We start from the raw sequence: 23,623 nt of genomic DNA on the forward strand, positions 1-23,623 counted from the left end.
CGATGCCGATCGCGGCCGAGCTCGCCCCGTTCCGCTTCTTCGACCTGAAGGTGACACGGACGAGGCGGCTCGGCCCGTCGCTCGTCCGCATCACCTTCGCCGGCAAAGCCACGGCGAACGGGAACAGCCTGCGGGACTTCGCGGCCGGCGGCCGCGACCAGTCCCTCTCCCTGTTCCTGCCGCACCCGGGTCAGGACGCGCCCGTCGTCCCCGTCGACGCGGGCGACCTCCATGCGGTTCTCGGCGCCTACCGGACGCTGCCCGAGGACGTGCGGGCCGTGATGCGCTCGTACACGGTGCGGGAGCACCGCGGCGACGCCGGCGAGGTGGACATCGACTTCGCCGTCCACGAGGACGGCGGTCCGGCCTGCCGGTGGGCGCTGGCCGCCGAGCCGGGGCACAAGGTGATGGTGCTCGGTCCGGCGGTCGCCGACAACACCGCCGTGCGTTGCCGGCCGCCGAAGGACACCGACTGGGTGCTGATCTGGGCGGACGAGACGGCACTGCCCGCCGCCGCGGCGATCCTCGAGTGGCTGCCGGCCGGCAAGACGGCCAAGGTCTGGCTCGAGGTGCCGCAGTCCGGTGACCGGCTGCCGCTCAAGACGGACGCGGACGCCGACATCACCTGGCTCGTCCGTGAGGAGAACGCTCCGTCGGCCGTGGAGGCCGTCAAGGCCGCCGGGTTGCCCGAGGGTGTCCCGTACGCGTGGATCGCGGGCGAGTCGGGGAGCGTCAAGGCCCTGCGTCGCCATCTGGTCAACGACCGTGAGTTCGACCGCAGGCGGGTCACGTTCGTCGGCTACTGGAAACGCGGTGTGAGCGAGGACGGGCTGCGCGAGGAGCCGGCGGAGGAAGCCGAGCAGTAGCTCCGCCCCCCACCGCCCCTTCGAGGAGGAGCGGTTGTGTCGACAACGACACAACAGCCGTGCCCCAGGGGGAGAGGGATCGGCCGTACGCCGTCGCCGGTCTCTCCCGCCGGGTGCCGGTTTCTCATCTCACTGCGCGGGCCACGGAACCTGCGGCGAGCGGTAGTAGTCGATCCCGAGCGCCGACAGCCGCGGCCCCTGCGCCGCCAGCCGCACCTTGTACGTCTCCCAGTCGTGCGTGGACGCCGGCGACCACCCCAGTTCGGCGACCCCGGGCAGCCGCGGGAACGCCATCCGGTCGATGTGCTCGTCCTTCGAGATGGTCTCCGTCCACAGAGGCGCCTCGACACCCCTGACGGCGCTCGCCGGCACGCCCGGCAGGTAGTTCGCCGGGTCCCAGTCGTAGGACCGCCGCACCTCCACATAGCCCGCCCAGGCCAGGCCCAGCTCGGTCTCCTTGTCGTACTTCATGTCGAGGTAGACCCGGTCGGCCGGCGAGAGGACCAGCCCGGTGCCGTTCCTCGCGGCCTCCGCGACCTGTGCCTTCTCCGCCTGGCTGGTGCCGTCGAGGCCCCAGTACTGGGCCAGTGCGCCCTGCTGCGGGCTCGCGCCGGTCAACTGGTGCCAGCCGATCACCGTCTTGCCGTACTTGGCGACGATCGGCTGCACCTTGTTCATGAATGCCACATAGTCCTCGTGACTGGTGGAGTGCGCCTCGTCACCGCCGATGTGGATGTACTCGCCCGGTGTGAGCGCGGCCAGCTCACGGATCACGTCGTCCACGAAGTCGTAGGTCAGTTGCTTGGGCACGCACAGCGAACTGAAGCCGACGGCCGTGCCCGTGTACAGGGGCGGGGCGACGCCGTCGCAGTTGAGCTCGGCGTACGAGGCGAGGGCGGCGTTGGTGTGGCCCGGCATGTCGATCTCCGGCACGACCTCCAGATGGCGCGAGGAGGCGTAACGGACGATCTCCTTGTACTGGGCCTTGGTGTAGTGGCCGCCGGGGCCGCCGCCTACCTGGGTGGAGCCGCCGTACGTGGCCAGCCGCGGCCACGAGTCGATGGCGATGCGCCAGCCCTGGTCGTCGGAGAGGTGCAGATGCAGCTTGTTCATCTTGTAGAGGGCCAGGTGGTCGATGTAGCGCTTGACCTGGTCGACCGTGAGGAAGTGCCGCGAGACGTCCAGCATCGCGCCCCGGTGGGCGTAACGCGGGCTGTCGGTGATGGTGCCGCCCGCGACCTGCCAGGGACCGCTCCGTCGGGTGTCCGACTCCACGGAGGCGGGCAGCAGCTGACGCAGCGTCTGCACTCCGTGGAAGAGACCGGCAGGACGGTGGGCGGTGATGGTGACGCCGCCGGGCGCGGACTGCAGGCGGTAGCCCTCGTCCCCGAGGGCGCTCTCCTCGGCCGCCAGCCGCAGCCGGATGGACCGGGCAGCCGGCCGTGTCGTGACGGGCAGGGCGTAACCGGTGGACGGCCGCAGCACCTCGGCGAGGCGCTCGCCGAGCGCCCGCGCCTCGGCAGAGGCGTCGGTCTGGATACGGGCCCGGGCAGTCAGGGTGAAGGGCGCGCCTGAGGGGCTCACGGAGGCCGGCGCGGGGACGATCTGCCCGAGCGGCCGGACGGTGGCCGCGCGTTCGGCGCCGGAGGCGGCGGCCGCCGGGACGGAGCCGGAGAGGGCGGCCGCCGTGACGAGCAGGAGCGAACCGAGCAGTCGGGGAATCGGTCGGGGCTGACTCACAGGCTGGGTCCCTTCGAGGGGTGTCTCGTCTGTGCGCAGAGCAACCGGGCTGTCACCATGCGTACCGTGTGCCTCAACTGCGGTCAAGGTGTAGACCACTTACTCGTTCCGCCGGTGGAAGAATCCCCTCATGGCGGAAATCATCCAGAAGGACGGGACCTGGACGTTCGACGGGGACACGGTGCGCATCGTGCCGGGCAACGACAAAAGCGTGAGCCTGCTGCGGCGGACCCTCGGTGAAGTCACAGTGCCGCTGGTGGCGTTGGCGGGCATCTCGTTCGAGTCCGGCAAGAAGGCCGGCCGTATGCGGCTGCGACTGCGGGACGGGGCGGACCCCCTGCTCCAGATCACCGGCGGCCGGCTGGACGACGCCTCGGACCCGTACCGGCTCAGCGTGGAACCGGGGCGCTTCGGGGTCGCCGAGTACTTCGTGGACGAGGTGCGCCACGCGCTGCTGCTGGAGCAGATGGACCCCGGAGCGCTGGACGCATACGTGCTACCGGGACCGCCCCTGCCCATCACCGTCGGAGCGGGCGACGAGACGGTCACGTTCGACGGTGAGCGGATCCGCCTGGAGTGGAACTGGAAGGCGAGCGAGTCGAAGCAGTCGGGCGGTACCCGCACGCTGGCGCCGGCGGACGTCAGGTCGGTGGAGTGGCTGCCCGCCGCGGGGCTGGAGAACGGCTGTCTGCGCTTCCAGGTGACGCCGGAACCCACCCGGACCCCGCCCAAGCACGATCCTCACGCGGTGGAGCTGTGGGGCTTCCGCAAGGACCCGCTCATGGCGCTGGTCGCGGCGGCCGTCGCGGCCCGCATGCCGCACCCCTACGCCGCCGGCACACCGGTGCCGGACACCTCGTCGGCACCGGCGGCCGCGGCCGACGACGCCTCCGGGACACCCGGAAAATCCGTGATGTCCGAAACACCCGGAACACCCGGGAGCGAGGATCACGATGTACTGCTGCGCCGACTGCGCGAACTGGGCGAGCTGCATCAGGCCGGAATACTGACCGAGGACGAGTTCAGCACCGCGAAAAAGGCCGTTCTCAAACGGATGTGAGCTATCTCCTGCCCGGAATCGGGCAGGATTCTTGCAGACGGGAGCATCCGCCCTTCAATATCTACAGGTGCTCGAACCTCGCCAGTCAGTGCGCACGTCGCACGACGACCTCGTCGACCACCTGGTGCGCAGCACCGCGCTCCGGCGTGGGGAAGCCGCCCGGGTGATCCTCGACGTCCTGGCGTACTTCGACGAGACGACCGAGGAGTTCGTCCGCCGCCGTCACCGCGAACTGCAGTCCGGCGGCGCCGTGAACACCGCGATCTTCGAGCGGATCGCGGCCGAGCTGCCGCACCGCGCGGTAGCGCCGCCGGAGCTCTCGCTCCGCCAGTTGCGCCGCATCGTCTACGGCTGAGCCGCCCTGTCGGGGCCGGGCACACACCTGATCTATGGAGGGGCAGAGACTGTATGTGCGGAATCGTCGGATACATCGGCAAGCGTGATGTGGCTCCGCTGCTGCTGGAAGGACTGCAGCGGCTGGAGTACCGGGGCTACGACTCCGCGGGCGTGGTGATCAACAGCCCCAGGTCCACCGGGCTGAAGATGGTCAAGGCCAAGGGCCGGGTCCGCGAACTCGAGGCCCGCGTCCCCAAGCGCTTCGCCGGCACCACCGGCATCGCACACACCCGCTGGGCCACCCATGGCGCCCCGAGCGACGAGAACGCCCACCCGCACCTGTCGCCCGACAACCTGGTCGCCGTCGTCCACAACGGCATCATCGACAACGCCGCCGAACTGCGCGCCAAGCTCGAGGCCGACGGCGTCGTCTTCGCCTCCGAGACCGACACCGAGGTGATCACCCACCTGATCGCCCGCGCCCAGTCCGACACCCTGGAGGAGAAGGTCCGCCAGGCGCTGAAGGTGATCGAGGGCACCTACGGCATCGCCGTCATGCACGCCGACTTCCCCGACCGCATCGTGGTCGCCCGCAACGGCTCCCCGGTCGTGCTCGGCATCGGCGAGAAGGAGATGTTCGTCGCCTCGGACGTCGCCGCCCTGGTCGCCCACACCCGCCAGGTGGTCACCCTCGACGACGGCGAGATGGCCACCCTCAAGGCCGACGACTTCCGTACGTACACCACCGAGGGCTCGACGACCACGGCGACGCCGACCACCGTGGAGTGGGAGGCCGAGTCGTACGACATGGGCGGCCACGACACGTACATGCACAAGGAGATCTGCGAGCAGCCCGACGCGGTCGACCGTGTGCTGCGCGGCCGGATCGACGACAGGTTCAACACCGTGCACCTGGGCGGTCTGAACCTGGACGCGCGCGAGGCCCGCGGCATCCGCCGTGTGAAGATCCTCGGCTGCGGCACCTCGTACCACGCGGGCCTGATCGGCGCGGGGCTCATCGAGTCCCTCGCCCGTATCCCCGCCGACGCGGAGCCGGCCTCCGAATTCCGCTACCGCAACCCGGTCGTGGACCCCGACACCCTCTACATCGCCGTCTCCCAGTCCGGCGAGACCTACGACGTGCTCGCGGCCGTCCAGGAGCTGAAGCGCAAGGGCGGCCGGGTGCTCGGCGTCGTGAACGTCGTCGGCTCCGCGATCGCCCGCGAGGCGGACGGCGGCACGTACGTCCACGCCGGCCCCGAGGTCTGCGTCGTCTCCACCAAGTGCTTCACCAACACGGTCGTCGCCTTCGCACTGATCGCCCTGCACCTGGGCCGCATCCGCGACCTGTCGGTGGCCGAGGGCCGGAGGATCATCGACGGTCTGCGCAGGCTCCCCGCACAGATCAGCGAGATCCTCGAGTCCGAGGGCGAGATCAAGAAGCTGGCCGAGGAGTACGCGGACGCCAAGTCGATGATGTTCATCGGCCGGGTGCGCGGCTATCCGGTGGCGCTCGAGGCGTCGCTGAAGCTCAAGGAGATCTCCTACATCCACGCGGAGGCCTACCCGGCCTCCGAACTCAAGCACGGCCCGCTCGCACTGATCGAGCCCGCGCTGCCGACCGTCGCGATCGTGCCGGACGACGAGTTGCTGGAGAAGAACCGGGCGGCGCTGGAGGAGATCAAGGCGCGCAGCGGCCGGATCCTCGCGGTCGCCCACCGCGAGCAGGAAAAGGCGGACCACACCATCGTGGTGCCGAAGAACGAGGACGAGCTGGACCCGATCCTGATGGGCATCCCGCTGCAACTGCTCGCCTATCACACCGCCTTGTCCCTCGGCCGGGACATCGACAAGCCGCGCAACCTGGCCAAGTCCGTCACGGTGGAGTAGCCCGCCGTCCCCGGTCATGGAGAACGCCCCCTGCCTGTGCCACCGCACCGCAGGGGGCGCTTCCTTTGTGCGGGGCCGGTGCGACCCGGAGCACCGGCCCCTGGGGCTGCCGTGAGGCGCAGGGGCCTCAGCCGGTGGCCGTCACTCCCCGGCGGCCGGCAGCGCGTCCGGTGAAGGTGGGCCACTTGGCGAGCGCCGCCGTCGCGCCGTACCAGGCCACCAAGCCCGCGACCGCGCCGACCCAGCCGCCGGCCTTGGCCAGCCCGTCGTTCCCGGCGAAGGCCGCTGTCGCGCCCAGCAGGAGCGCGAGGGTGAGGAGCCCGTACACGCCCTGGCCCAGCACGCCGCTGCCGGAGGCCGCAGCGGTCAGCGTCAGCGCGAGCAGCGCCCACAGCAGCATGAAGAGCCCTGCCGCCTCGGCCGAGGTCTCGCCGCCGACGGCGGTGCCCCAGGTGAACCAGAACGCGCCGAGACCGGCGAACGCCGTGCCCGAGCGGCCGTTGCCCGCGCGGAACTCGAGCAGGCCGACGACGAAGAGCGCCACTCCGCCGACCCAGGTCGCGAGCGCGGCGGCGTCGGCCGCGGTCACGTTGTCGATCATGCCGGTGTTGCCGACGCCGAACGCCAACAGGGTCAGTCCGAGGGCGAGATGGCCGAGAGTCGAAGTAGAACCAGCGCTTCCCGCAGAGACGTCGTTGTCCACGGCGGGCTCCCTTCCTGTCCTGTGCAGTTGTGCTGCAGAGCCGCTGTTTCCCAGGACCGTTATGTACCCTTCACAAGCGCACAACCCACCTGCTACGGACGGGTAGATTTCCGGCGCGCCGAATAAGTCGGTGCGGAGTGCGGGAAGTTGACGCCGACTCACCGAAGGCGGCCGGCGACGGGCCTATGGAATGACGACCACCGGGCGCTGCGCGCGCTTCGCGAGCCGCCCCGCGACCGACCCGAAGAGCCGGCCGACGATCCCGTGCGTGGACCCGACCACGATCGCGTCGGCCGAGTACTCACGGCCGACCTCTTCCAGTTCATGACAAATGTCGCCGCCGCGCTCGACCAGGATCCACGGCACCTCGGCGAGATAGTCCGCGCAAGCCAGCTCCAGGCCGAGGACCTCGGTGCGGTGGTCCGGCACGTCCACGAAGACGGGCGGCTCGCAGCCGGCCCAGACGGTGGTCGGCAGCCGGTTGGCGACATGGACGATGATCAGCCCGGAGGCGATCCGCCTCGCCATGCCGATGGCGTAGGCGAGCGCTCGCTCACTGGAGGTCGATCCGTCGAAACCGACGACGACTCCGTGCCGGAAGGCGGGATCGCATGAATGGCGTGCTTCTTCCGCCGCCCGCAGGTCCGACGAGGAATCGGCTACCTGCTTGCGGTCCGCGGGTTCGGGGATTTCGTGACCGGCCATCGATGTCTCGGCGAAGGAGGTCCTCTTCGGAGGAGTCGACTGAAGGAGGTGCGTCGGTTGGAGCGGCGGAGCTGTGTCCGGGAATCATCTTCCCAACCCCGTATCCCCAGGGTACGGCGACACTCCTCTCCTGCCCAGGGCCCGCTGCCCCCATGCGCGACGTTCCAGGGAGCATGCCCGAGCGCGCCCGGGATCGCAATGCCGGTTGGCCACTACAGACGTCTGCGCGCCGTGCGGTGACCGGATGACTCCGGTCCTCGTTGGCCACTGGGCCACCCTGCCGCCCTCAGGAGCTCCAGTGCCCGTACGACCGCCCGGCCCCGCCCGCTCGCCCCGCCGCGCTTCCGGCCCCTCCCCCAGGCGGCCGCCCTCCTCGCGGCGCAAACCGTCAAGGCCGCCCTCCGGCCGGCCGTCGGACCCGGTGGGCGAAGTCGTCCGCTGGGGGGCGTTCAGCTGCCTGCTGGTCCCTGTGGTGCTGGTCGCGTACGGGACGTCCGCCTGGGGCGCGGCCGCCGCGGCCCTCGGCCTCGCCGCGGTGACCGCAACCTGCCGGGCCCTGCTGCGCCACTCCGAGCGGACGGCGGCACGGTGCCACGCCCGTACGGACTCGCCGCACGCCGGAAGCCATGACTCCGGTACCGTCCCGGGGGCGCGCCACGGCGCGCGGCGCGGAGCGAGGCGCGGATCGAGGCGCACGCCCGGCGGCTGACAGTTTCGCGCACCCCTCACCCGTATGTTTTCAGCCAACTTCACTGCACAGGCGGAACCTTGCCGAAATGGCCTGCCAACCCCCTTGTCACCAGGGGGGAAAGGGCTGAAGACGGCGCCCGCACCCTACGGGGACGGGCCATGACCGTGAGGCGCACTTCCCTGCGGGGCCCCCAGATGGAACGCTTCGTGATCGAATGCATCGCGCCAAGTTGCCATGTCGACATAGCGGGGCATCCCGAACTTGTCACGCCGGCGCCACGGGACGCAGTAGATTCGATCATGAGTATCGAAGGCCGGGGGACTCGTGCAGAACCGAGGGGAAACGTGCAGGAGCGAAAGGCCCGAAACGAACGGGGAGACGCGCACTTCGAGGGGGGTTTAGCGTCATGAGTCAGGACTCCGCCGCACCGGAGACGGCACGAAAGCTGTCCGGGCGTCGGCGACGGGAAGTCGTCGCCGTGCTGCTGTTCAGCGGCGGCCCTATATTCGAAAGTTCCATCCCGCTCTCGGTGTTCGGAATTGACCGTCAGGACGCCGGAGTTCCTCGCTACCGCCTGCTGGTGTGCGGGGGCGAGGACGGACCGCTGCGGACCACCGGCGGTCTGGAACTGACCACACCGTACGGTCTCGAGGCGATCAGCAGAGCGGGCACCGTCGTGGTGCCCGCCTGGCGCTCGATCACCTCGCCGCCGCCGCCCGAGGCGCTCGACGCGCTGCGCCGGGCACACGAGGAAGGCGCCCGGATCGTCGGCCTGTGCACCGGGGCGTTCGTCCTGGCCGCGGCCGGCCTGCTCGACGGGCGTCCCGCCACCACCCACTGGATGTACGCGCCGACCCTGGCGAAGCGCTACCCGTCCGTCCACGTGGATCCGCGGGAGCTGTTCGTCGACGACGGCGATGTGCTCACCTCCGCGGGCACTGCGGCCGGAATCGACCTCTGTCTGCACATCGTGCGCACCGACCACGGCACGGAGGCAGCCGGAGCACTCGCCCGCAGGCTGGTCGTCCCGCCCCGGCGCAGCGGCGGTCAGGAGCGCTATCTCGACAGGTCTTTACCCGAGGAAATCGGCTCGGACCCGCTGGCCGAGGTCGTCTCCTGGGCACTGGAACACCTCCACGAACAGTTCGACGTGGAGACGCTGGCCGCGCGTGCGTACATGAGCAGACGCACCTTCGACCGGCGGTTCCGCTCACTGACCGGGTCGGCCCCGCTGCAGTGGCTGATCACCCAGCGGGTGCTGCAGGCGCAACGGCTGCTCGAGACCTCCGACTACTCGGTCGACGAGGTCGCCGGCCGATGCGGCTTCCGTTCCCCGGTGGCACTGCGCGGCCACTTCCGGCGGCAGCTGGGGTCCTCCCCGGCCGCCTACCGGGCCGCGTACCGGGCCCGCCGCCCACAGGGCGAACCGGACCGGTCGTCACTGGCGGAGGCCATGGTGGCCGCGCAGACGGGGCCGGTCGCCAGACGCGCCCCCGCGGGGGCCATGGCGTCGGCCGCCGCCGACCTGGGCAAACCGGGCCCGGAGTCGTATGTGCCGGGTCACGGCCGGCCGAGCCTGCCGGGGCCGCGCAGCGCACCGTAGGCCGTGGGCCTGTCCGACCCAGGTCCGCCGGACAGCCCCACCCCACAGCCCGACCCGGCCCGGCCGGGGCCCGCCCGCACAGGACGGCGCCCCGGCCGGGCCGGCGGTGTTCCCGGGCCGGGCCTGCGAGGCCGGGAACGTCGCCCGGCCGCCCCCGTAAGGTAGGACGCATGAACGATCGCATGGTGTGGATCGACTGCGAGATGACCGGGCTCTCGCTGACGGACGACGCACTCATCGAGGTGGCCGCGCTGGTCACCGACTCGGAACTTAACGTGCTCGGCGAAGGCGTGGACATCGTGATCCGCCCGCCGGACGCGGCGCTCGAGACGATGCCGGATGTGGTGCGCCAGATGCACACCGCCTCAGGCCTGCTCGACGCCCTGGCCGGCGGCACGACCCTCGCCGATGCCGAGGAGCAGGTCCTCGCCTACGTCCGGGAGCACGTCAAGGAGCCCGGCAAGGCCCCGCTGTGCGGCAACTCGGTCGGCACCGACCGCGGCTTCCTGCTGCGCGACATGCCGACGCTGGAGAGCTACCTCCACTACCGGATCGTCGACGTCTCCTCGATCAAGGAGCTGGCCCGCCGCTGGTATCCGCGGGCCTACTTCAACAGCCCGGAGAAAAACGGCAACCACCGGGCGCTGGCGGACATCCGCGAGTCCATCGTCGAACTCCGCTACTACCGCGAGGCGGTTTTCGTCCCGCAGCCCGGTCCCGACTCCGAGACGGCGAAGGGCATCGCCGCCAAGCACGTGCTGCCCGCGCAATAGCCCTGCTCCGTGCCCGTGGAAAACACGGGCGCGAGCACCCTCTCGGACCCTGTACACTTTTTCTCGGCCGGTCGGGAAAGCGACCGGTCGTGGTGGGTATAGCTCAGCTGGTAGAGCACCTGGTTGTGGTCCAGGATGTCGCGGGTTCGAGTCCCGTTACTCACCCTTACTGATCAAGGCCCGGCCTGCGAAAACAGGCCGGGCCTTCGTCATGCCCGGAACTTTGGGAACACCATGGGAACACAGACCCCGTTCGCCGGTCGTATCGTCCGCCCATGGCGAGCATCGTGGAACGACCCAAGAAGGACGGGACCTGTACCTATCAGGTGAAGTGGCGGCAGGACGGCGAGTGGCAGTCGGAGAAGTTCGCCGAGCTCCCCGCGGCCGAGCAGTTCAAGGCCCTCGTCGAGGCGCACGGCGGACAGTGGCCGCATGGCTGGGTGCGTGGCGAAGGGTTCGTAGAGCCGGACACCACGCCCGGCGACATGCCGCTCATGAAGTGGGCCACCCGCTACGTCGACCGACTCACCGGCATCGACGTCCGCACCCGCGAGGACTACCACCGCGAGATCCGCATCCACTTCTCCCACATCGTCCATGCCCGGGCCGATGGGCTCGAGGTGCCGGCGACCGTCTGCAACCTCACCCAGGACGACGTCACCGACTGGGTCCGCCGCGAAGAAGAGGGCCAGCCCGCCGACGACGACCCGGAGAAGTGGGCGCGCAGGCCGGCCGACCCGAAGTCCATCCGCAACCGGCACGGGCTGCTGTACTGCATCGTGCAGGCCGCCGTGGAGGCCCAGCCCCAGCTGCGCACCACGAACTGCTGCAAGAAGACCCGGCTCCCCCGCGCAGACGACCACATCGAACAGCCGATGACGTTCCTCGAACGCGACGAGTACGCCCGCGTGGCACAGGAGATCACCGACCCCGACGCGCGGGACCTGGCCGACTGGCTGGTCGGCACCGGCATGCGCTTTAGCGAGGCCACCGCCCTCAAGATCAGCGACCTCAACTTGACCGCGGCCAAGCCCACCGTCAGCGTGCAGCGCGCATGGAAGAAGGCGAAGAAGGGCAGCGAGAAGGCGTTCTACCTCGGCCCGCCGAAGACGAAGAAGGCGCGGCGCCTGCTCGGCCTGTCCCCCGCGCAGATCGACATGCTGCGGCGTCTGACCGCCGGGCGCAGGAACGACGACGACGTGTTCCGCGCCGCGATGGGCGGGGCTTGGCGGCACGCGAACTACTACAACCGCAAGTGGATGCCCGCGGTGAAGGCGGCCGTCGAGAAGGGGCTGCCGAAGAGGCCCCGAATCCACGATCTTCGGCACACCCACGCGTCGTGGCTGATCTCCGCGAACATCCCGCTGCCCGCGATCCAGCTCCGGTTGAGGCACGAGTCGATCCAGACCACGGTCGACCGGTACGAGCACCTGGAGCGACACCTCGACGACGACATCACCGCCGCCGTCGAGGCCGCCATGGGTGTGCCGGCACCCAGGGCGGCCCTCTCGGTCGTCCAGGCGGGATGAACCGCGGTCAGGCGTCGACGTGGGGGGCGGGGCCTGGCTCGTCGGCGTCGCCCTGGACCCACACCTCGGAGCGGACCATGCGGCGCAGCAGAATGCTGATCTCTGCTGCCACGAGGGGTGTGGCCTCCCCCCTCGCGGATCAGCCAGGCATGACGGCCGACGCTCTCGACTGAGAGGCAGTGGATACCGATCGGGACGCGGTGAGCCGGTGCGAGTTCCCAGCAGGCTTCGAACACGCGACGGGGATGGACCATGTTCTCCGGTGTGGGCTCCAGGCGCTTCCAGCGGCCGGTCTCGAAGGCGCTGCGCTGCTGTTCGGATATCTCCTTGAGCAGCTCGACGGAGGCGTGGCCGGAGGCAACGATGACATGGATGGTCATGCCGTCGGCGCTGGGCACGATGTCGACCACGCGGCCCGGGGGCAACTCCCCTTCCTCAGCCACCCGGTAGACCGTTTCGATGATGTCCTGCCCACGTCGCCCTCCCTGATCCGCACAGCCCCACGCGCACGCCAGTTCGAACTGGGGTGCGCATAGAATGGCCGATTCCACCCTCCAGGCGGACCCCAATCATGCACACGGCCTGCGCTTTTAACTAGATGGAATGCGCAAGTTACTTTGAGTGCGGATACGGGTAAGGCGACTCAGGCTTTGCGGTACGCCTCAATGAGGACCTGGATCCTGCGGATGTCCTCGGGGCTCATCCCGTCGAGGTGAGGCACGATCGCGCGCACGCTCTCGTCACCGCTCCGTGCGGGCCGCCGGCCGCTGCGAGTGCGCCGGGGAGTGCGGCTGCGGCACGCACACCGGCCGCTGAAATCTCAACGGCGGCACGGCGTACGGCACCAGCTCCCGCGTCGTTCTCACAGTGGCGCACCTCGACCACACCCCCGAGACAGACACCGGAGCACGCCCGTGCTGAGCCGCCTCCTCCCCACACTCCTCGTCGTCGCCGCGGGCCTCACCCTTGCGGCGGCGGCCGCCGCCGTCCTGGTCATCATCGACCGCCTCCGCGACCGCAAGGAGCAGGACCGTGACTGACCCGTACCGCAAGCTCACCACCGCCGTCGTCGAGATAGGGACGCAGCTCCGATGCCTCGCCGACGCCAACGCGACGCCTGTCGCCGCCGACGACGACGCCCCGACGACGACGCCCGACAACGGCCGTCGCATCACCAGCTGGTTCCCCATCAGCCCCGAACTCGCCACGCAGCGCGCCGAGACGATGAGCATGCTGGAGCGCTACCTCGACGGCCGCCCGCCGTGCATCCCCGACCACGGCGTGCCCGTGCACTGCCCCGGCTGCGCTGCCGACGCCCCGACGAAGCGCGAGGAGCAGCCCCGCCCGGCCGAGCAGTGCCGCGCCGAACACGGCGACGACCCGGTACGCCGCTGCATTCGCCCCGCCCGCCACACCGAGGACCACGCGGCCGGTGACGGCTGGCACTGCCTGGAGGACATCGCCGTCTACCCGGCCACCGAGGAGCTGGAGGGCTGTCGCTGCCACCACGGTGACGAACTCTGCTCCGGCTGCCGCCGCTGCCCCGACGTCTGCAACGGGTGCGACGGCCCCGGGTACGGCGACGCCCGCTGACGCAGGTCAGACGCCCCGTCGCCCACCCGGACGACGGGGCGTTTGCGACTGCTCGGGTGGTCTTCGCAATGACATGCGCCAGGTCGCGATCATTCGATCATGTGGCGTGAAAGATGGCTCTGTTCGTGGATACGGACAATCCGACACGCATGCAATCAAGCTCACTTTGCCGAGTCTGCGCGTTTGCGGCGTGACCACCCGAAGTCTCGTGAGGAAGGTGCTCTGGTGAGCCGTAGAACGATCCGAAGTTCCCGCGTGAACTCCGCCACGATGGTTTCAGCAGGCGCGCTTGCTGTGGCACTCAACGTGGTTACGAGCACGCAGGCCATCGCCGACGCGATCCACAGGTCTGGCACCGAACACAGCGTGGGGCTGCCAGGCCCGAACGGTGCCACGAGCACTGACCGCGACAAGGACAAGGACAAGGGCAGGGGCCCCCGCGGTCCCCAGGGCTTCCAGGGAGTCCCGGGGGTTCCGGGGGCTCCGGGCGTCCAGGGTCCCCAGGGCTCCCAAGGCGCAGCGGGCCCGCAGGGTGACACCGGGGCCCAAGGCGCGCAGGGCTTCCAGGGCGGCACCGGAGCGCAGGGTCCCCAGGGCTTCCAGGGCAGCACCGGTGCACAGGGGGCCCAGGGACCGGTCGGCGTTTCCGGGTACGACGTGAATACAACGGAAACCACGTGCAGTCCCGGAGCCTCTTGCGTCACTCTGGTGGAGTGTGATCCGGGGAAGGTGGTAACCGGAGGAGGCGTTGTCTGGGAGCCCTTCGTTTTTGGCGTCACCGTCAGCCAGTCCGGGGCATTCGCCGACCGCACCGGGTGGCAAGCCGGTGTCCAGAACGCAGCCGACGTTCCCGTCACATACGAGGCCCAGGCGATTTGTGTGAACGCCAGCTGATCGACGGCGCGTACGTCCGCGCGAGGTTCCTTATAGGCCGGGACCGAGCAGAGGTATCGGTGCCGATCCCGGGCCCGCGTGGTCCGGCTGGTGAACCGGGCGAGCCCGGGGCGCCGGGAGACGTCGGCCCCACTGGTGCGCCTGGCGAGCCGGGCGAGCCTGGGCAGGGCGGAGCCGACGGGCAGCAGGGCCCGGCCGGCACGGAAGGACCACAGGGGCCCACCGGCCCTCAGGGTGAGCGCGGAGAGCAGGGCCCGCGTGGGGAGCAGGGCGAGCAGGGGCCTGCCGGTCCGGCTGGTCAGTCCTGCCCTGAGGGCTACTCGTGGCAGACCCCGGACGACGACCCCGGACGCGAAGGTCTGCCGCAAAGACAGGGCTCCTGACCCGGAGCCTCCGGCACCACTGTCTCTCGCCCTGGACCCGTCCCGCCGCCAATACCCGTAGGGGCCCTGTTCCGCAACACGGCTACCGCACTGTCCTCACACAGCGCATGATGCTCACCACCATCCGTAATGTCCTTGGGGGGACCATGCGCCGCACCGCCATAGCCGTAACAACTGCCCTACTGGCGGCCACGCTCACTGCCTGCGGGAGCGACAGCAGCAGTGAAGCCACAGCCAGCCCTTCTCCGTCAGCATCCGTCGAGGCTGAGGCCACGTTCCTCGACTCCGTGACGGCCGCCGGCTTCTCCAGTTGGTCAGATTCCCAGCCGACGGACGAGGAACTTGTCGCCTACCCGCCGCAGTGGTGTAGCGAGTTCGACGCGGACCACAGCGTGAAGTACGTGCTCGACGATCCGAGCCTCTACCCCATTGGCCATAACTGGGGAACGGCTCTGCCGGACGCGCAGCAGCTTGTCGTCCTTGCGGTGAAGGCGTACTGCCCAGAGCACCAGGCGATGGTGGTGGAAGAACTGAAGGAGAGCGGGGCCTACTGACTTTGGCGTCCTGTTGACCGCCGGGCCACTCCCGCTACGGTGCCGCGTACCGACACCGAACGAGGGGAACCACCATGGCCCGGCGACTGCAGCGAGTCGGCTCCAACTCCGCAACGACGGCTGCCCCACCCTCTACCAACTCCCGGGCAGCGACGCCTACGTCGTCCAGGGCGACCGCGTCACCGACCCCGCCGAACTCCAGCAGCTCGACAACCTCACGCCGGAGGAGGGCGCCGTCGTTGTCCCGCGCGAACTCCTCGCCAACTTCGGCCCAAAGGAACCCGTCCACGTGCCCGTCCCGATTCCGTTCGACGAGTTCACCAGCATGTTCACCACGCTGAAGCACTCCGCGTGGCGTCTGGAGACCCGCCGCCGGTACGCCAGCGACGAGCAAACCGACACCTACGCCCAGTTCCTCGCCGAAAGCCGCGTGGACTGGGACCTCGATGACCCGTGGTGCCGCGGCCGCCGTGAGCAGGCCGCGCTCGGGAAGCGGTTCGAGCGGGTGCGGATCCTCGACGAACCGCCCACCGTCGGGCAGCGCTACCTCCTCGACAACGCCCGGCGCAACGAGGCCGTCGGCGAGGACATCCGGATCCTGACCCGGGCCACGGCCGAAGAACTCCGGCTCCCTGAAGAAGACTTCTGGATCTTCGACGCCCGGGTCGTAGGCCTGCTCCACTTCGACGACGCCGACGAGATCACCGGCGTCGAACTCATCACCACCCCAAGCGAGGTGCTGCGCTACCTCCAGGCCCGCGAGGCCGCATGGCACCACGCCACCCCCTACGACCAGGCATAGCCGCTACCGTGCCCATGTGAGCACGGACTACCAGCAGGGACGGGCGGCGCTCGGCGCCAGGCTTCGCGAGCTGCGCGCCGCCACCTGGCTCACCGGCCGTGACTTCGCCGACCGGCTCGGCTGGCCACAGTCCAAGGTCAGCAAGCTGGAGACCGGACGCCAGACCGCCGGCGCCGACGACCTGCGCGCCTGGGCGGCCACAGCTGCGGACCGGCCCGACGTCGCCGACGAGCTGGTCGCCCAGCTCGGCGCACTGGAGTCCCGGCAACGCACCTGGCGCTGCCAACTCGCCGCCGGGCACCGCCCGGTCCAGGACGCCCTCACCGTCGAGTACGAGCGGTCCAAGGTCCTGCGCGCCTGGCAGAACCACATGGTCGTCGGCATGCTCCAGACCCCCGACTACGCCCGCTCAGTGTTCGCGGCCTACGCAGATCTGCACCGGAGCCCCCGCGACATAGACGACGCCGTCCGCGCCCGCATCCGCCGCCAGGCCCTCATGTACGACACAGGCCGGACATGGCACGTCCTGATGTGGGAGGCCGCGCTCCACACTCGCATCGCACCGGCCGCGGTGATGGCCGGCCAACTCGACCGGCTCGTCGGAACGATCGGACTGGACACCGTCCACCTCGGCATCGTCCCGCTGGGCTCCCGTGTGGCTATCCCCCCGGGGCCCGGGTTCTGGCTGTATGACGAGCGGCTCGCGATCGTCGAGGACTGGCATGCGGAGCTGTGGCTCGACGACCGGGACAGCGTCGCGGTGTACGGCCGGGTGTGGGATCTGCTGCACCAGGCGGCTGTGTTCGGCCCGGCCGCGCACCGCCTGATCGCACGGGCGCGGGCGCAGCTGGACACCGTCTGAGCATCGCGGCGAATCGGCCGAGTGGGTCGGCGAATATTCGCGAATCAGAGCCGCCTCTGATTCGCGCTCGTCCTTAACGTGCTGGTCATGGACTCAGACACCCGCCCCTCGGGGGCTGCCGAAGCGGGGTCACGCTGGTGCCACTGGCACAAGGGCCCCTCATCCACCGCCACCTATGTCCGCTCAGTGGAACGGCAGTCGGGGCCGCCGCTGGCCCTGTACGCCTGCGACCCGTGCCGCGATCAGCGCGACCTCTCTCCCGCGATCGGGCGGGTGGAGGTATGAGCCGCCACAGGATCAGCGCCCGGTACGCGGTAGGCGACCACGTCACCGCCGAAGACGGACGCACGGGCCTCGTCACCCTGCACCTCGGATTCGTCACCCTCGAGGGCGGCATGGTCCGCGTCCGCTTCCACCACGGCCCCGCCCGCCGCACGCAACGCGAAGAGTCCATCTACGAGCGGGACCTCCGCACCGCGACCGCGGAGGAGCAGGCGCGAGCACAAGCGGCCGGAGTCGTCCCCGAGGCGGAGCGCAGTTACCTCCCTGTGGGCTGTGCGCGATGACCGCTCCTGTCGATGTCTCCCCTGCTTCGGCCACCGCCCGCTGTGTGGAAACGCCGATCCCGCCGGCCGCTGACTTGTCGTGGGAGGCGTACGCCGGCCGTGCCTGCTACGCCTGCGAGAAGCAGCTCACGGTCGGCGCCGTCCTCGTCGGCCGAGCTGTCGGCCGCATGGGCGCGCACGTCCTCGACATCGACGTGTATGCCTGCCCATAGACCCCGCCGGGGCTCGGTGGCGGCAGATCTGCTCCGGGCTCCAGCGCCGGGTCAGGTGGTCCTGGATGAAGGTACGCAGTTCCGGGTCCTGACCGATCTTGCCGGGCTTGGGGCGGGCCGGCGGGCCATGGCACGGGCCTGGGCGGCGTGGGGCCGGTACTGGCCGTTGGTGGGGTGCCGGTTGCGGCGTATCTCGCGGCTGATCGTTGAGGGGCTGCGGCCCAGCTCGGCAGCGATGGCCCGGAGGGTGGCCCGCTCGCGCAGCCGGTCGGCGATGTGGATGCGCTCGGCCTCGCCCAGGTAGCGCGAGGGCGCGGGAGGCGTTGCCTCAACGGGCGGCGCACCACCGTGTTGACCGGTGGTGCCGCCTTGTTCTTGCCCGAGGCGCCGCGTCCGTTCCGCCATCGCTTGCCCGTCCGGACGTTGATGCCGATGGCGGCGGCGGCCTCGGAGTAGCCCATTCCTTGATCCACAAGCCGGAAGTATGCCTCCCGCTCCTGGACCAGCTTCCTGGGTCCCTGCGGCCTCCGGTCTTCCCGGATCTTGAAGTCCATTGCCACCCCTGAACTGGGGTGTTGCAACGACCACTAGAATCTAGGTTCGGACCGGGGCCCTTTTCCGCGCCTGGCCCGGTCTCCCGCGGCACGACGAGTCCCGGCCCCCCGCTCGGTCGGCAGCACCATCGGGGCCGCTCCGTTGACGGCCGCGTGATCTCCGGGACCAGCAGCCGGGCCGCGGGGTGGCCCCATCCCCTCCGTCGGCGGGCGCACGCTCGTGAGCGCCGGGTCCATGTGACGGGCCACCGCCGAGCCGGCGAAGCCGATCGCCGCGATGGCGCGTCATCCCCGGGCCGTCGGACGGGCCACGGCCACCCGCGCACCCTCGAAGTCGTAGGAGTCGACTGCGGCGACCGTCTGCTGCGCCGAGCGTCGGCCGCTGGCCACCACAGGGATCGACAGCTGCTCCAGCCCCGGCGGCGGGTCACCCCGCGTGCAGCGAGACCAGCAGCACCACCGTTGCCTCGGCACGACCGGGTACTGGGCGAGGGTCATGCGTTCCGGGCGCATGGCCGGCGAGCGTCAGGAGCAGGTGCACCACGACCCATGGGAGCGCTCCCATGCCCCCGTTCTCGTGCGTCACATCGAATCCGGGGGTCATCACGCTGCGTGAACCGCGCTTCGCGCGGTGGGCCGGACGGGCCGGACGGGCGTAGCGCGAGTCCGAGTCCATCGGGGGCCCGATGGGGGTCCCCCAGGCCGCCAGGCCCAGGGGGACGAGCCCGCGAAATGCGGTCCAGGGGAGCCCCCGGCCACGCGGCGGGCGGCCCGGGGCGGAGCCCCGCCACGCGGCGGAGCCGCGATCCGGTGCAGCGGGAAGTAGCCGGGGGAGGGACAGCGCGGCAGGCGGAGGGCGTGGCGGCGCCCCGGGCGGGTGGGGACCCGGCCGGGGCGCCGCCCGTGGGGGGCGGGAGGAATGGCTACTTGTACGCGGCAAACGCCTTCGTGAAGGCGAGCGGCTCCTGCAGGATCGAGCTGCACGTCGCATCCGCCGCCGGCTTCTCCCCACCTGCGCACTGCTTGTCCCGCGTCGAGGACCACATCGAGAGCCACGCCAGGTTCTTCGACTCGGCGAACTTCACCAGCTGCGTGGCGTCCTCCACCTTGAAGATCTCCGTCACGACGTCGTTGACGCCGATCATCGGCGTGACCGCGACGGCCTGCCACGCGGCGGCGTTGGAGAGTCCGAGCACGCCCTTGATCTGCGCCTGGGTGGCGGTGGCGGCAGAGATCGCGTACTCACCCATGTCGCCGCTGTAGGCCGGGCCGTAGTCCATCGCCATGATGTTGACCGCGTCGACCCGGACACCGTTCTTCTTGGCGTCGGCGATCAGGTCGACGCCGGGCTGGGTGAGGCCCTCGGGCATGACGGGCAGGGTGAAGGAGACGTCGAGGCCGGGATGGGTCTTCTGGAGCTGGGCGATGGCCTGCGAGCGCCGTGAATTGGCCGCGGTGTCCGGCAGTGCGGCACCCTCGATGTCGAAGTCGACCTTGGTGAGCTTGTAGGTGTCGATGACCTTGCCGTATGCCTTGGCCAGGTCGTCGGCGGTGGAGCAGTTCAGCGCCAGCTCGTGGCCCGCCGCGCCGCCGAAGGAGACGCGGACGTCGCCGCCCTTGGCGCGCAGGTCGCCGATCTGGGCCGCGACCTTGTCGTTCGCGAGGTCCGTGACGCCGCCCCACAGCGGGGCGCAGCTGCCGCCCGAGGTGATGAAGGCGAGGTTGAACTCCGTGACACCGGTCTTGGCGGCCGTGTCCAGCATGTCGTACGCGGGGTACAGCGAAGTGTCGATGTACGGCGCGTAGCGCGCTGCCGCACCCGGCTTCGGCGTCCCGGTCGGCGTCGAGGTGGCGGTGGCCGTGGGCGTCGGCCTCGGGGTCTCCGAAGGCGTGGCCGTCGCAGACGGCGCCGAAGTGGGCGTCGGCCTCGGGGTCGGCTGCTCCGTCGGCCGTCCGCTCGGCTGGGGCGTCGCGCCGTCGTCGAGCGAGCACTTGATCTCGTTGATGAGGCAGGACACCGGGTCGGCGGCCTTGCCGCTCGCGGAGGTGACGAAGCCGACCGTGACCGACGCGCCAGGCGCGAGGCTCTTGTTCCAGCTCGCGGGCCTGACCGTGACGTGCTGTCCGTCCGCGGTGTGTTCGCCGTTCCACAGCGAGCTGATCTTCGTCCCGGCGGGCAGGTCGAATTCGAGGGTCCAGTCCGTCTGCGCCTTGTCGGTCTCATTGGTGATGACGTACTGGCCGGTGTAACCGCCGTCCCAGGCGCTGGTCCTGGTGTACGCGGCGCCGACCGCCGCGGCCTGGGCGGTGCCGGTGAGGGTGATCGCCGCGCCGCCGATCACCGCGGTCACGACGACCGCGCCGACCGCCTTGGTCCTGACGCTCGCCCTGCGCCGGTGCGTACTGCTGCCCATCGCGTGCCTGCCTCTGCATTACGGAGTCGGGGGGTGGTGCGCTGCACGCTAGCGATACCGAACCGGACAAATGCCCGATCACGGACCGCGGTCGGGCTTCTTAGGGCGCGCTTAAGGGAGGCATGGGAGGCGATTAATCCTCGACGGGGCCGAGGGCGCGCACGGCTACCCGAGTGCTGCCTTCCGCCGCCGGACGCGTCCGCGCCGCCGTCCCCGCCGCTCCTCGGCAGCCGCTGCGCGCGGGTCGAGGCCGATCCAGATCCGTACCTCCGTGCCGCCGAGCACCGATCTGCCGATCCGTACGTCGCCGCCCGTCGACTCCGCGACCCGGCGCACGATGTCGAGGCCGAGGCCCGTCGAGCCGTCCCTGGCCCCGCTGTTGCCGCGGGCCATCGCGGCCGCCGGGTCGGCGATGCCCCCACCGGCGTCGGAGACCAGGACGATGACAGCGTCGTCGCCGTTGTGGACGTCGACGGAGAAGGCCGTGCCCTCTGGAGTGTGGCGGAAGACGTTGCCGAGCAGCGCGTCGAGCGCGGCGGCCAGTTCGGGGCGGGCGACCGGGATGCGTACGGGCCGGTCCACACCGGCGAGCCGGACCTTGCGGCCCTCGTCCTCCGCGAGCGCCGACCAGAAACCCATCCGTTCCCGGACCACCTCGGAGACGTCACAGCCCGCGCCGGGCCCGGCCGCCGCGGTCTGCGGCTTGGCCTCCCGGGCGGTGCGGATGATGGTGTCCACCTCGCGCTCCAGTTGTGCGACGGCTGCCCGGGTCTGCTCGGCGGCGGCGCTCTCCCCCAGCGACGCCGCGTTCAGCCGCAGCACGGTCAGCGGGGTGCGCAGCCGGTGCGACAGGTCGGCGGCCAGCTCGCGCTCGTTGGCCAGAAGTTGGACGACCTGGTCGGCCATCGAGTTGAACGCGACGGCGGCCGACCGCAGTTCGGGCGGTCCCTCCTCGGGGACGCGTGCCCCGAGCTTGCCCTCGCCCAGGTCGTGCGCGGCGCCCGCGAGCCGCTGCGCCGGCTGCACCATCCGTACGCCCAGCCGGTCGGCGACGGCGACCGAGCCGACGATCAGTGCGATGCCGACACCCGCGAGTACGAGCCAGGCGGTGTCGACGCCGTTGGACACCTCGCCCTCCGGTACGAAGATCTCGACGACGGCGATCTGGCCGGTGCTGATCGCGGTCGGCTGCAGCAGCGCGGAACCGCCGGACACTTCGGCGATCGAGGCGCGGCCGATCCGTTCGACGGTCGCCAGGTCCTTCTTGGCTGCACGGCGCTTGCCGATCTCCAGTGGCAGGCTGCCCGGTTCGCCGGATGCCGGGATGTGCACGGCCATCCGGCCGACCGCGCCGGCGGGTGTGGACTCGACGGCCCGCTCGAGCGGGCGGCGTTCCGTGGTGACGGTCAGGGTGGGTCCGATCGTCGCCGCCTGGCGTTCGGCGTTGGAGAAGGCGCGGTCGCGGGCCATCTCCTTGATGACGATGCCCAGCGGGAGCGCGAACGCGAGCACGACCATCACCGTGACGGCCAGTGAGACCTTGACGAGCGCCCATCTCATGGCCGGTGTCCGTTCGGTGGTTCGAGCTTCACTCCGACTCCGCGCAGTGTGTGCAGATAGCGCGGCCGTGCCGCCGTCTCGCCGAGCTTGCGGCGCAGCCAGCTCAGATGGACGTCGATGGTCTGGTCGTCGCCGTAGCTCTGCTGCCAGACCTCGGCCAGCAGTTCCTTGCGGGCGACGACGACGCCGGGCCGGCCGGCGAGGAAGGCCAGCAGGTCGAACTCCCTGCGGGTGAGGTCGAGTCGGTCCCCGTCCAGCTCGGCCTGGCGGCGCAGCGGGTCGATGGACAGTCCGCCGACCTGGATCACCCGCGAGGGCGGGGCATCGCCGGCCGCCGCCCGGGAGCGGCGCAGCACTGCCGCCATCCTGGCCGACAGGTGCTCCACGGAGAACGGCTTGGTCAGATAGTCGTCGGCGCCGTCGTTGAGCAGCCGTACGATCTCCGCCTCGTCGTCCCGCGCGGTCGCGATGATCACGGGCACGTCGGTGATGCCGCGGAGCATCTTCAGGGCCTCCGCGCCGTCCAGATCGGGCAGTCCGAGATCCAGAATGACCACGTCGAACCGGAAATGGGCCACCTCGCGCAGCGCCTCGAGGGCCGTGCCGACGCTCCGTACCGTGTGGGAGGCCTCGGTCAAGTGCCTTATGAGGGCGGAGCGTACGAACTGGTCGTCCTCGACCACGAGCACACTTGCCATGGGCGGCACCGTACGCCATCCGGGGGATGCCGGTCCGCCGGTCCCGTCCGGGACAAGCGTGCTGCCGGTGGTGCACTATGGCCCCGATGCATCGAGGACTCGTACATGCCATGGCGTGGTCGCTGTCCACCGGCGCGGCGGTGACGCTGTCGTGGTGGGGCGTTCACACGGTCATGGCCGGAACCGCGTACGACCGGCCGCGCGCACTGCCCATCACCGCGCAGATCCCGACGCCCCAGGCGGCCAAGCCGCAGGCGTCGTCGACGGCCCGGCCGCCGGCCCCCTCCCCCTCGCCGTCCCCGAGCAAGCAAGCCACGACCACGCCGCCGGCCCCGCCGACACGAACCGGCCCTCCCCCCAAGTCCCCGGCGGCGCAGCCTCCCCCGGAGTCCGGGAACGTGAAGGGCTACAACGTCAAGGGCGGCCGGGTCGTCTTCGACATCGGCGACAGCTCCGCGGAGCTGGTCTCCGCGACTCCGGCGGCGGACTGGCAGATGCAGGTGTGGAAGCAGCCGACGTGGATCCGGGTCACGTTCACGCAGGACGGGCACGAGGTGTCGGTGTTCTGCACGTGGAACGGGCATCCGCCGATGGTCCAGTTCGACGAGCGCTAGGTTCTTCTCCCGGCTCGGCCC

Annotated in this window: 24 protein-coding genes, 1 tRNA gene and 1 pseudogene; 18 read left to right on the top strand and 8 right to left on the bottom strand. The window is 70.5% G+C overall.

Annotated features, from left to right (window positions below; translation table 11 throughout):
* Nucleotides 1-2: 2 nt before the first annotated feature.
* Entirely contained in the window at nt 3-866 is an 864-nt protein-coding gene (locus IE198_RS06050; RefSeq protein ID WP_189883434.1) for a siderophore-interacting protein, read from the top strand.
* Nucleotides 867-995: 129 nt separating this feature from the next.
* On the opposite strand, the gene IE198_RS06055 is transcribed toward IE198_RS06050, so the two are convergent.
* Complete coding sequence (locus tag IE198_RS06055; RefSeq protein ID WP_189883437.1) at nt 996-2,606, bottom strand: beta-N-acetylhexosaminidase; 1,611 nt, start codon at nt 2,604-2,606, stop codon at nt 996-998.
* Between the two features lie 130 nt (nt 2,607-2,736).
* On the opposite strand from IE198_RS06055, the gene IE198_RS06060 reads away from it, so the two are divergent.
* The 3 genes from IE198_RS06060 to glmS all read left to right on the top strand — a co-directional run bounded on the left by IE198_RS06060 (nt 2,737) and on the right by glmS (nt 5,892).
* On the top strand, nt 2,737-3,666 hold the full coding sequence (locus IE198_RS06060; RefSeq protein ID WP_189883440.1) for a DUF4429 domain-containing protein: 930 nt from the start codon (nt 2,737-2,739) through the stop codon (nt 3,664-3,666).
* An 88-nt stretch (nt 3,667-3,754) separates the two neighbouring features.
* Nucleotides 3,755-4,021 (top strand): hypothetical protein, encoded by a 267-nt coding sequence (locus IE198_RS06065; RefSeq protein ID WP_100111129.1) that lies wholly within the window; start codon nt 3,755-3,757, stop codon nt 4,019-4,021.
* Nucleotides 4,022-4,074: 53 nt separating this feature from the next.
* Nucleotides 4,075-5,892, top strand: coding sequence for a glutamine--fructose-6-phosphate transaminase (isomerizing) (gene glmS, locus IE198_RS06070; RefSeq protein WP_189883442.1), 1,818 nt, complete (start codon nt 4,075-4,077; stop codon nt 5,890-5,892).
* Between the two features lie 127 nt (nt 5,893-6,019).
* Here the strand turns inward: glmS and IE198_RS06075 are convergent, their stop codons facing one another.
* The gene (locus IE198_RS06075; protein ID WP_189883445.1) at nt 6,020-6,595 is read right to left on the bottom strand and encodes an acetate uptake transporter; all 576 of its coding nucleotides are present in this window, start codon (nt 6,593-6,595) and stop codon (nt 6,020-6,022) included.
* 183 nt (nt 6,596-6,778) lie between these two features.
* Entirely contained in the window at nt 6,779-7,300 is a 522-nt protein-coding gene (locus IE198_RS06080; protein ID WP_189883447.1) for a universal stress protein, read from the bottom strand.
* Nucleotides 7,301-7,721: 421 nt separating this feature from the next.
* On the opposite strand from IE198_RS06080, the gene IE198_RS06085 reads away from it, so the two are divergent.
* The 13 genes from IE198_RS06085 (at nt 7,722) to IE198_RS06150 (ending at nt 17,762) form a co-directional block, all read left to right on the top strand.
* On the top strand, nt 7,722-8,009 hold the full coding sequence (locus tag IE198_RS06085; RefSeq protein WP_189883449.1) for a hypothetical protein: 288 nt from the start codon (nt 7,722-7,724) through the stop codon (nt 8,007-8,009).
* A gap of 388 nt (nt 8,010-8,397) precedes the next feature.
* Nucleotides 8,398-9,594: a helix-turn-helix domain-containing protein gene (locus IE198_RS06090; RefSeq protein ID WP_189883451.1), complete on the top strand. Its 1,197-nt coding sequence runs from the start codon at nt 8,398-8,400 to the stop codon at nt 9,592-9,594.
* Nucleotides 9,595-9,764: 170 nt separating this feature from the next.
* Entirely contained in the window at nt 9,765-10,367 is a 603-nt protein-coding gene (orn, locus tag IE198_RS06095) for an oligoribonuclease (protein WP_100107274.1), read from the top strand.
* Between the two features lie 92 nt (nt 10,368-10,459).
* A tRNA-His gene (locus IE198_RS06100) sits at nt 10,460-10,532 on the top strand.
* Nucleotides 10,533-10,642: 110 nt separating this feature from the next.
* Entirely contained in the window at nt 10,643-11,896 is a 1,254-nt protein-coding gene (locus tag IE198_RS06105) for a tyrosine-type recombinase/integrase (protein WP_189883454.1), read from the top strand.
* A gap of 914 nt (nt 11,897-12,810) precedes the next feature.
* The gene (locus tag IE198_RS36045) at nt 12,811-12,936 is read left to right on the top strand and encodes a hypothetical protein (protein ID WP_268246459.1); all 126 of its coding nucleotides are present in this window, start codon (nt 12,811-12,813) and stop codon (nt 12,934-12,936) included.
* A complete protein-coding gene (locus IE198_RS06110) occupies nt 12,929-13,489 on the top strand; it encodes a hypothetical protein (RefSeq protein WP_189883457.1) in 561 nt (186 codons plus the stop codon). The genes IE198_RS36045 and IE198_RS06110 overlap by 8 nt, the downstream gene beginning before the upstream one ends.
* A 1,384-nt stretch (nt 13,490-14,873) precedes the next feature.
* Nucleotides 14,874-15,320, top strand: coding sequence for a DUF732 domain-containing protein (locus IE198_RS06125; RefSeq protein ID WP_229833765.1), 447 nt, complete (start codon nt 14,874-14,876; stop codon nt 15,318-15,320).
* 13 nt (nt 15,321-15,333) lie between these two features.
* Nucleotides 15,334-16,122 carry a DUF6879 family protein gene (locus tag IE198_RS06130; protein ID WP_308426788.1) on the top strand — a complete coding sequence of 263 codons (789 nt, stop codon included), beginning with the start codon at nt 15,334-15,336 and terminating at the stop codon, nt 16,120-16,122.
* Nucleotides 16,123-16,138: 16 nt separating this feature from the next.
* Nucleotides 16,139-16,984: a helix-turn-helix domain-containing protein gene (locus tag IE198_RS06135; protein WP_189883464.1), complete on the top strand. Its 846-nt coding sequence runs from the start codon at nt 16,139-16,141 to the stop codon at nt 16,982-16,984.
* 87 nt (nt 16,985-17,071) lie between these two features.
* Entirely contained in the window at nt 17,072-17,269 is a 198-nt protein-coding gene (locus IE198_RS06140; protein WP_189883467.1) for a hypothetical protein, read from the top strand.
* Nucleotides 17,266-17,550 (top strand): hypothetical protein, encoded by a 285-nt coding sequence (locus IE198_RS06145; RefSeq protein WP_189883470.1) that lies wholly within the window; start codon nt 17,266-17,268, stop codon nt 17,548-17,550. Before IE198_RS06140 ends, IE198_RS06145 begins: the two co-directional genes overlap by 4 nt.
* The gene (locus IE198_RS06150) at nt 17,547-17,762 is read left to right on the top strand and encodes a hypothetical protein (protein WP_189883722.1); all 216 of its coding nucleotides are present in this window, start codon (nt 17,547-17,549) and stop codon (nt 17,760-17,762) included. Before IE198_RS06145 ends, IE198_RS06150 begins: the two co-directional genes overlap by 4 nt.
* 19 nt (nt 17,763-17,781) lie before the next feature.
* Here IE198_RS06150 and IE198_RS36555 read toward each other — a convergent pair.
* The 5 genes and pseudogenes from IE198_RS36555 to IE198_RS06175 all read right to left on the bottom strand — a co-directional run.
* A pseudogene (locus IE198_RS36555) lies at nt 17,782-18,316 on the bottom strand (transposase); the annotation flags it as partial.
* A 285-nt stretch (nt 18,317-18,601) separates the two neighbouring features.
* On the bottom strand, nt 18,602-18,829 hold the full coding sequence (locus IE198_RS06160) for a hypothetical protein (protein ID WP_189883472.1): 228 nt from the start codon (nt 18,827-18,829) through the stop codon (nt 18,602-18,604).
* Between the two features lie 410 nt (nt 18,830-19,239).
* Nucleotides 19,240-20,730: a cellulose binding domain-containing protein gene (locus IE198_RS06165; RefSeq protein ID WP_189883475.1), complete on the bottom strand. Its 1,491-nt coding sequence runs from the start codon at nt 20,728-20,730 to the stop codon at nt 19,240-19,242.
* 165 nt (nt 20,731-20,895) lie between these two features.
* Nucleotides 20,896-22,290, bottom strand: coding sequence for a sensor histidine kinase (locus IE198_RS06170; protein WP_189883478.1), 1,395 nt, complete (start codon nt 22,288-22,290; stop codon nt 20,896-20,898).
* Entirely contained in the window at nt 22,287-22,988 is a 702-nt protein-coding gene (locus IE198_RS06175) for a response regulator transcription factor (RefSeq protein WP_189883481.1), read from the bottom strand. The genes IE198_RS06170 and IE198_RS06175 overlap by 4 nt, the downstream gene beginning before the upstream one ends.
* Nucleotides 22,989-23,065: 77 nt before the next feature.
* Between IE198_RS06175 and IE198_RS06180 the strand changes: the two genes are divergently transcribed.
* Nucleotides 23,066-23,602, top strand: coding sequence for a hypothetical protein (locus tag IE198_RS06180; protein WP_189883483.1), 537 nt, complete (start codon nt 23,066-23,068; stop codon nt 23,600-23,602).
* Nucleotides 23,603-23,623: the final 21 nt, after the last annotated feature.

The organism is Streptomyces xantholiticus (assembly GCF_014651015.1).
Classification (GTDB): Bacteria; Actinomycetota; Actinomycetes; order Streptomycetales; family Streptomycetaceae; genus Streptomyces; species Streptomyces xantholiticus.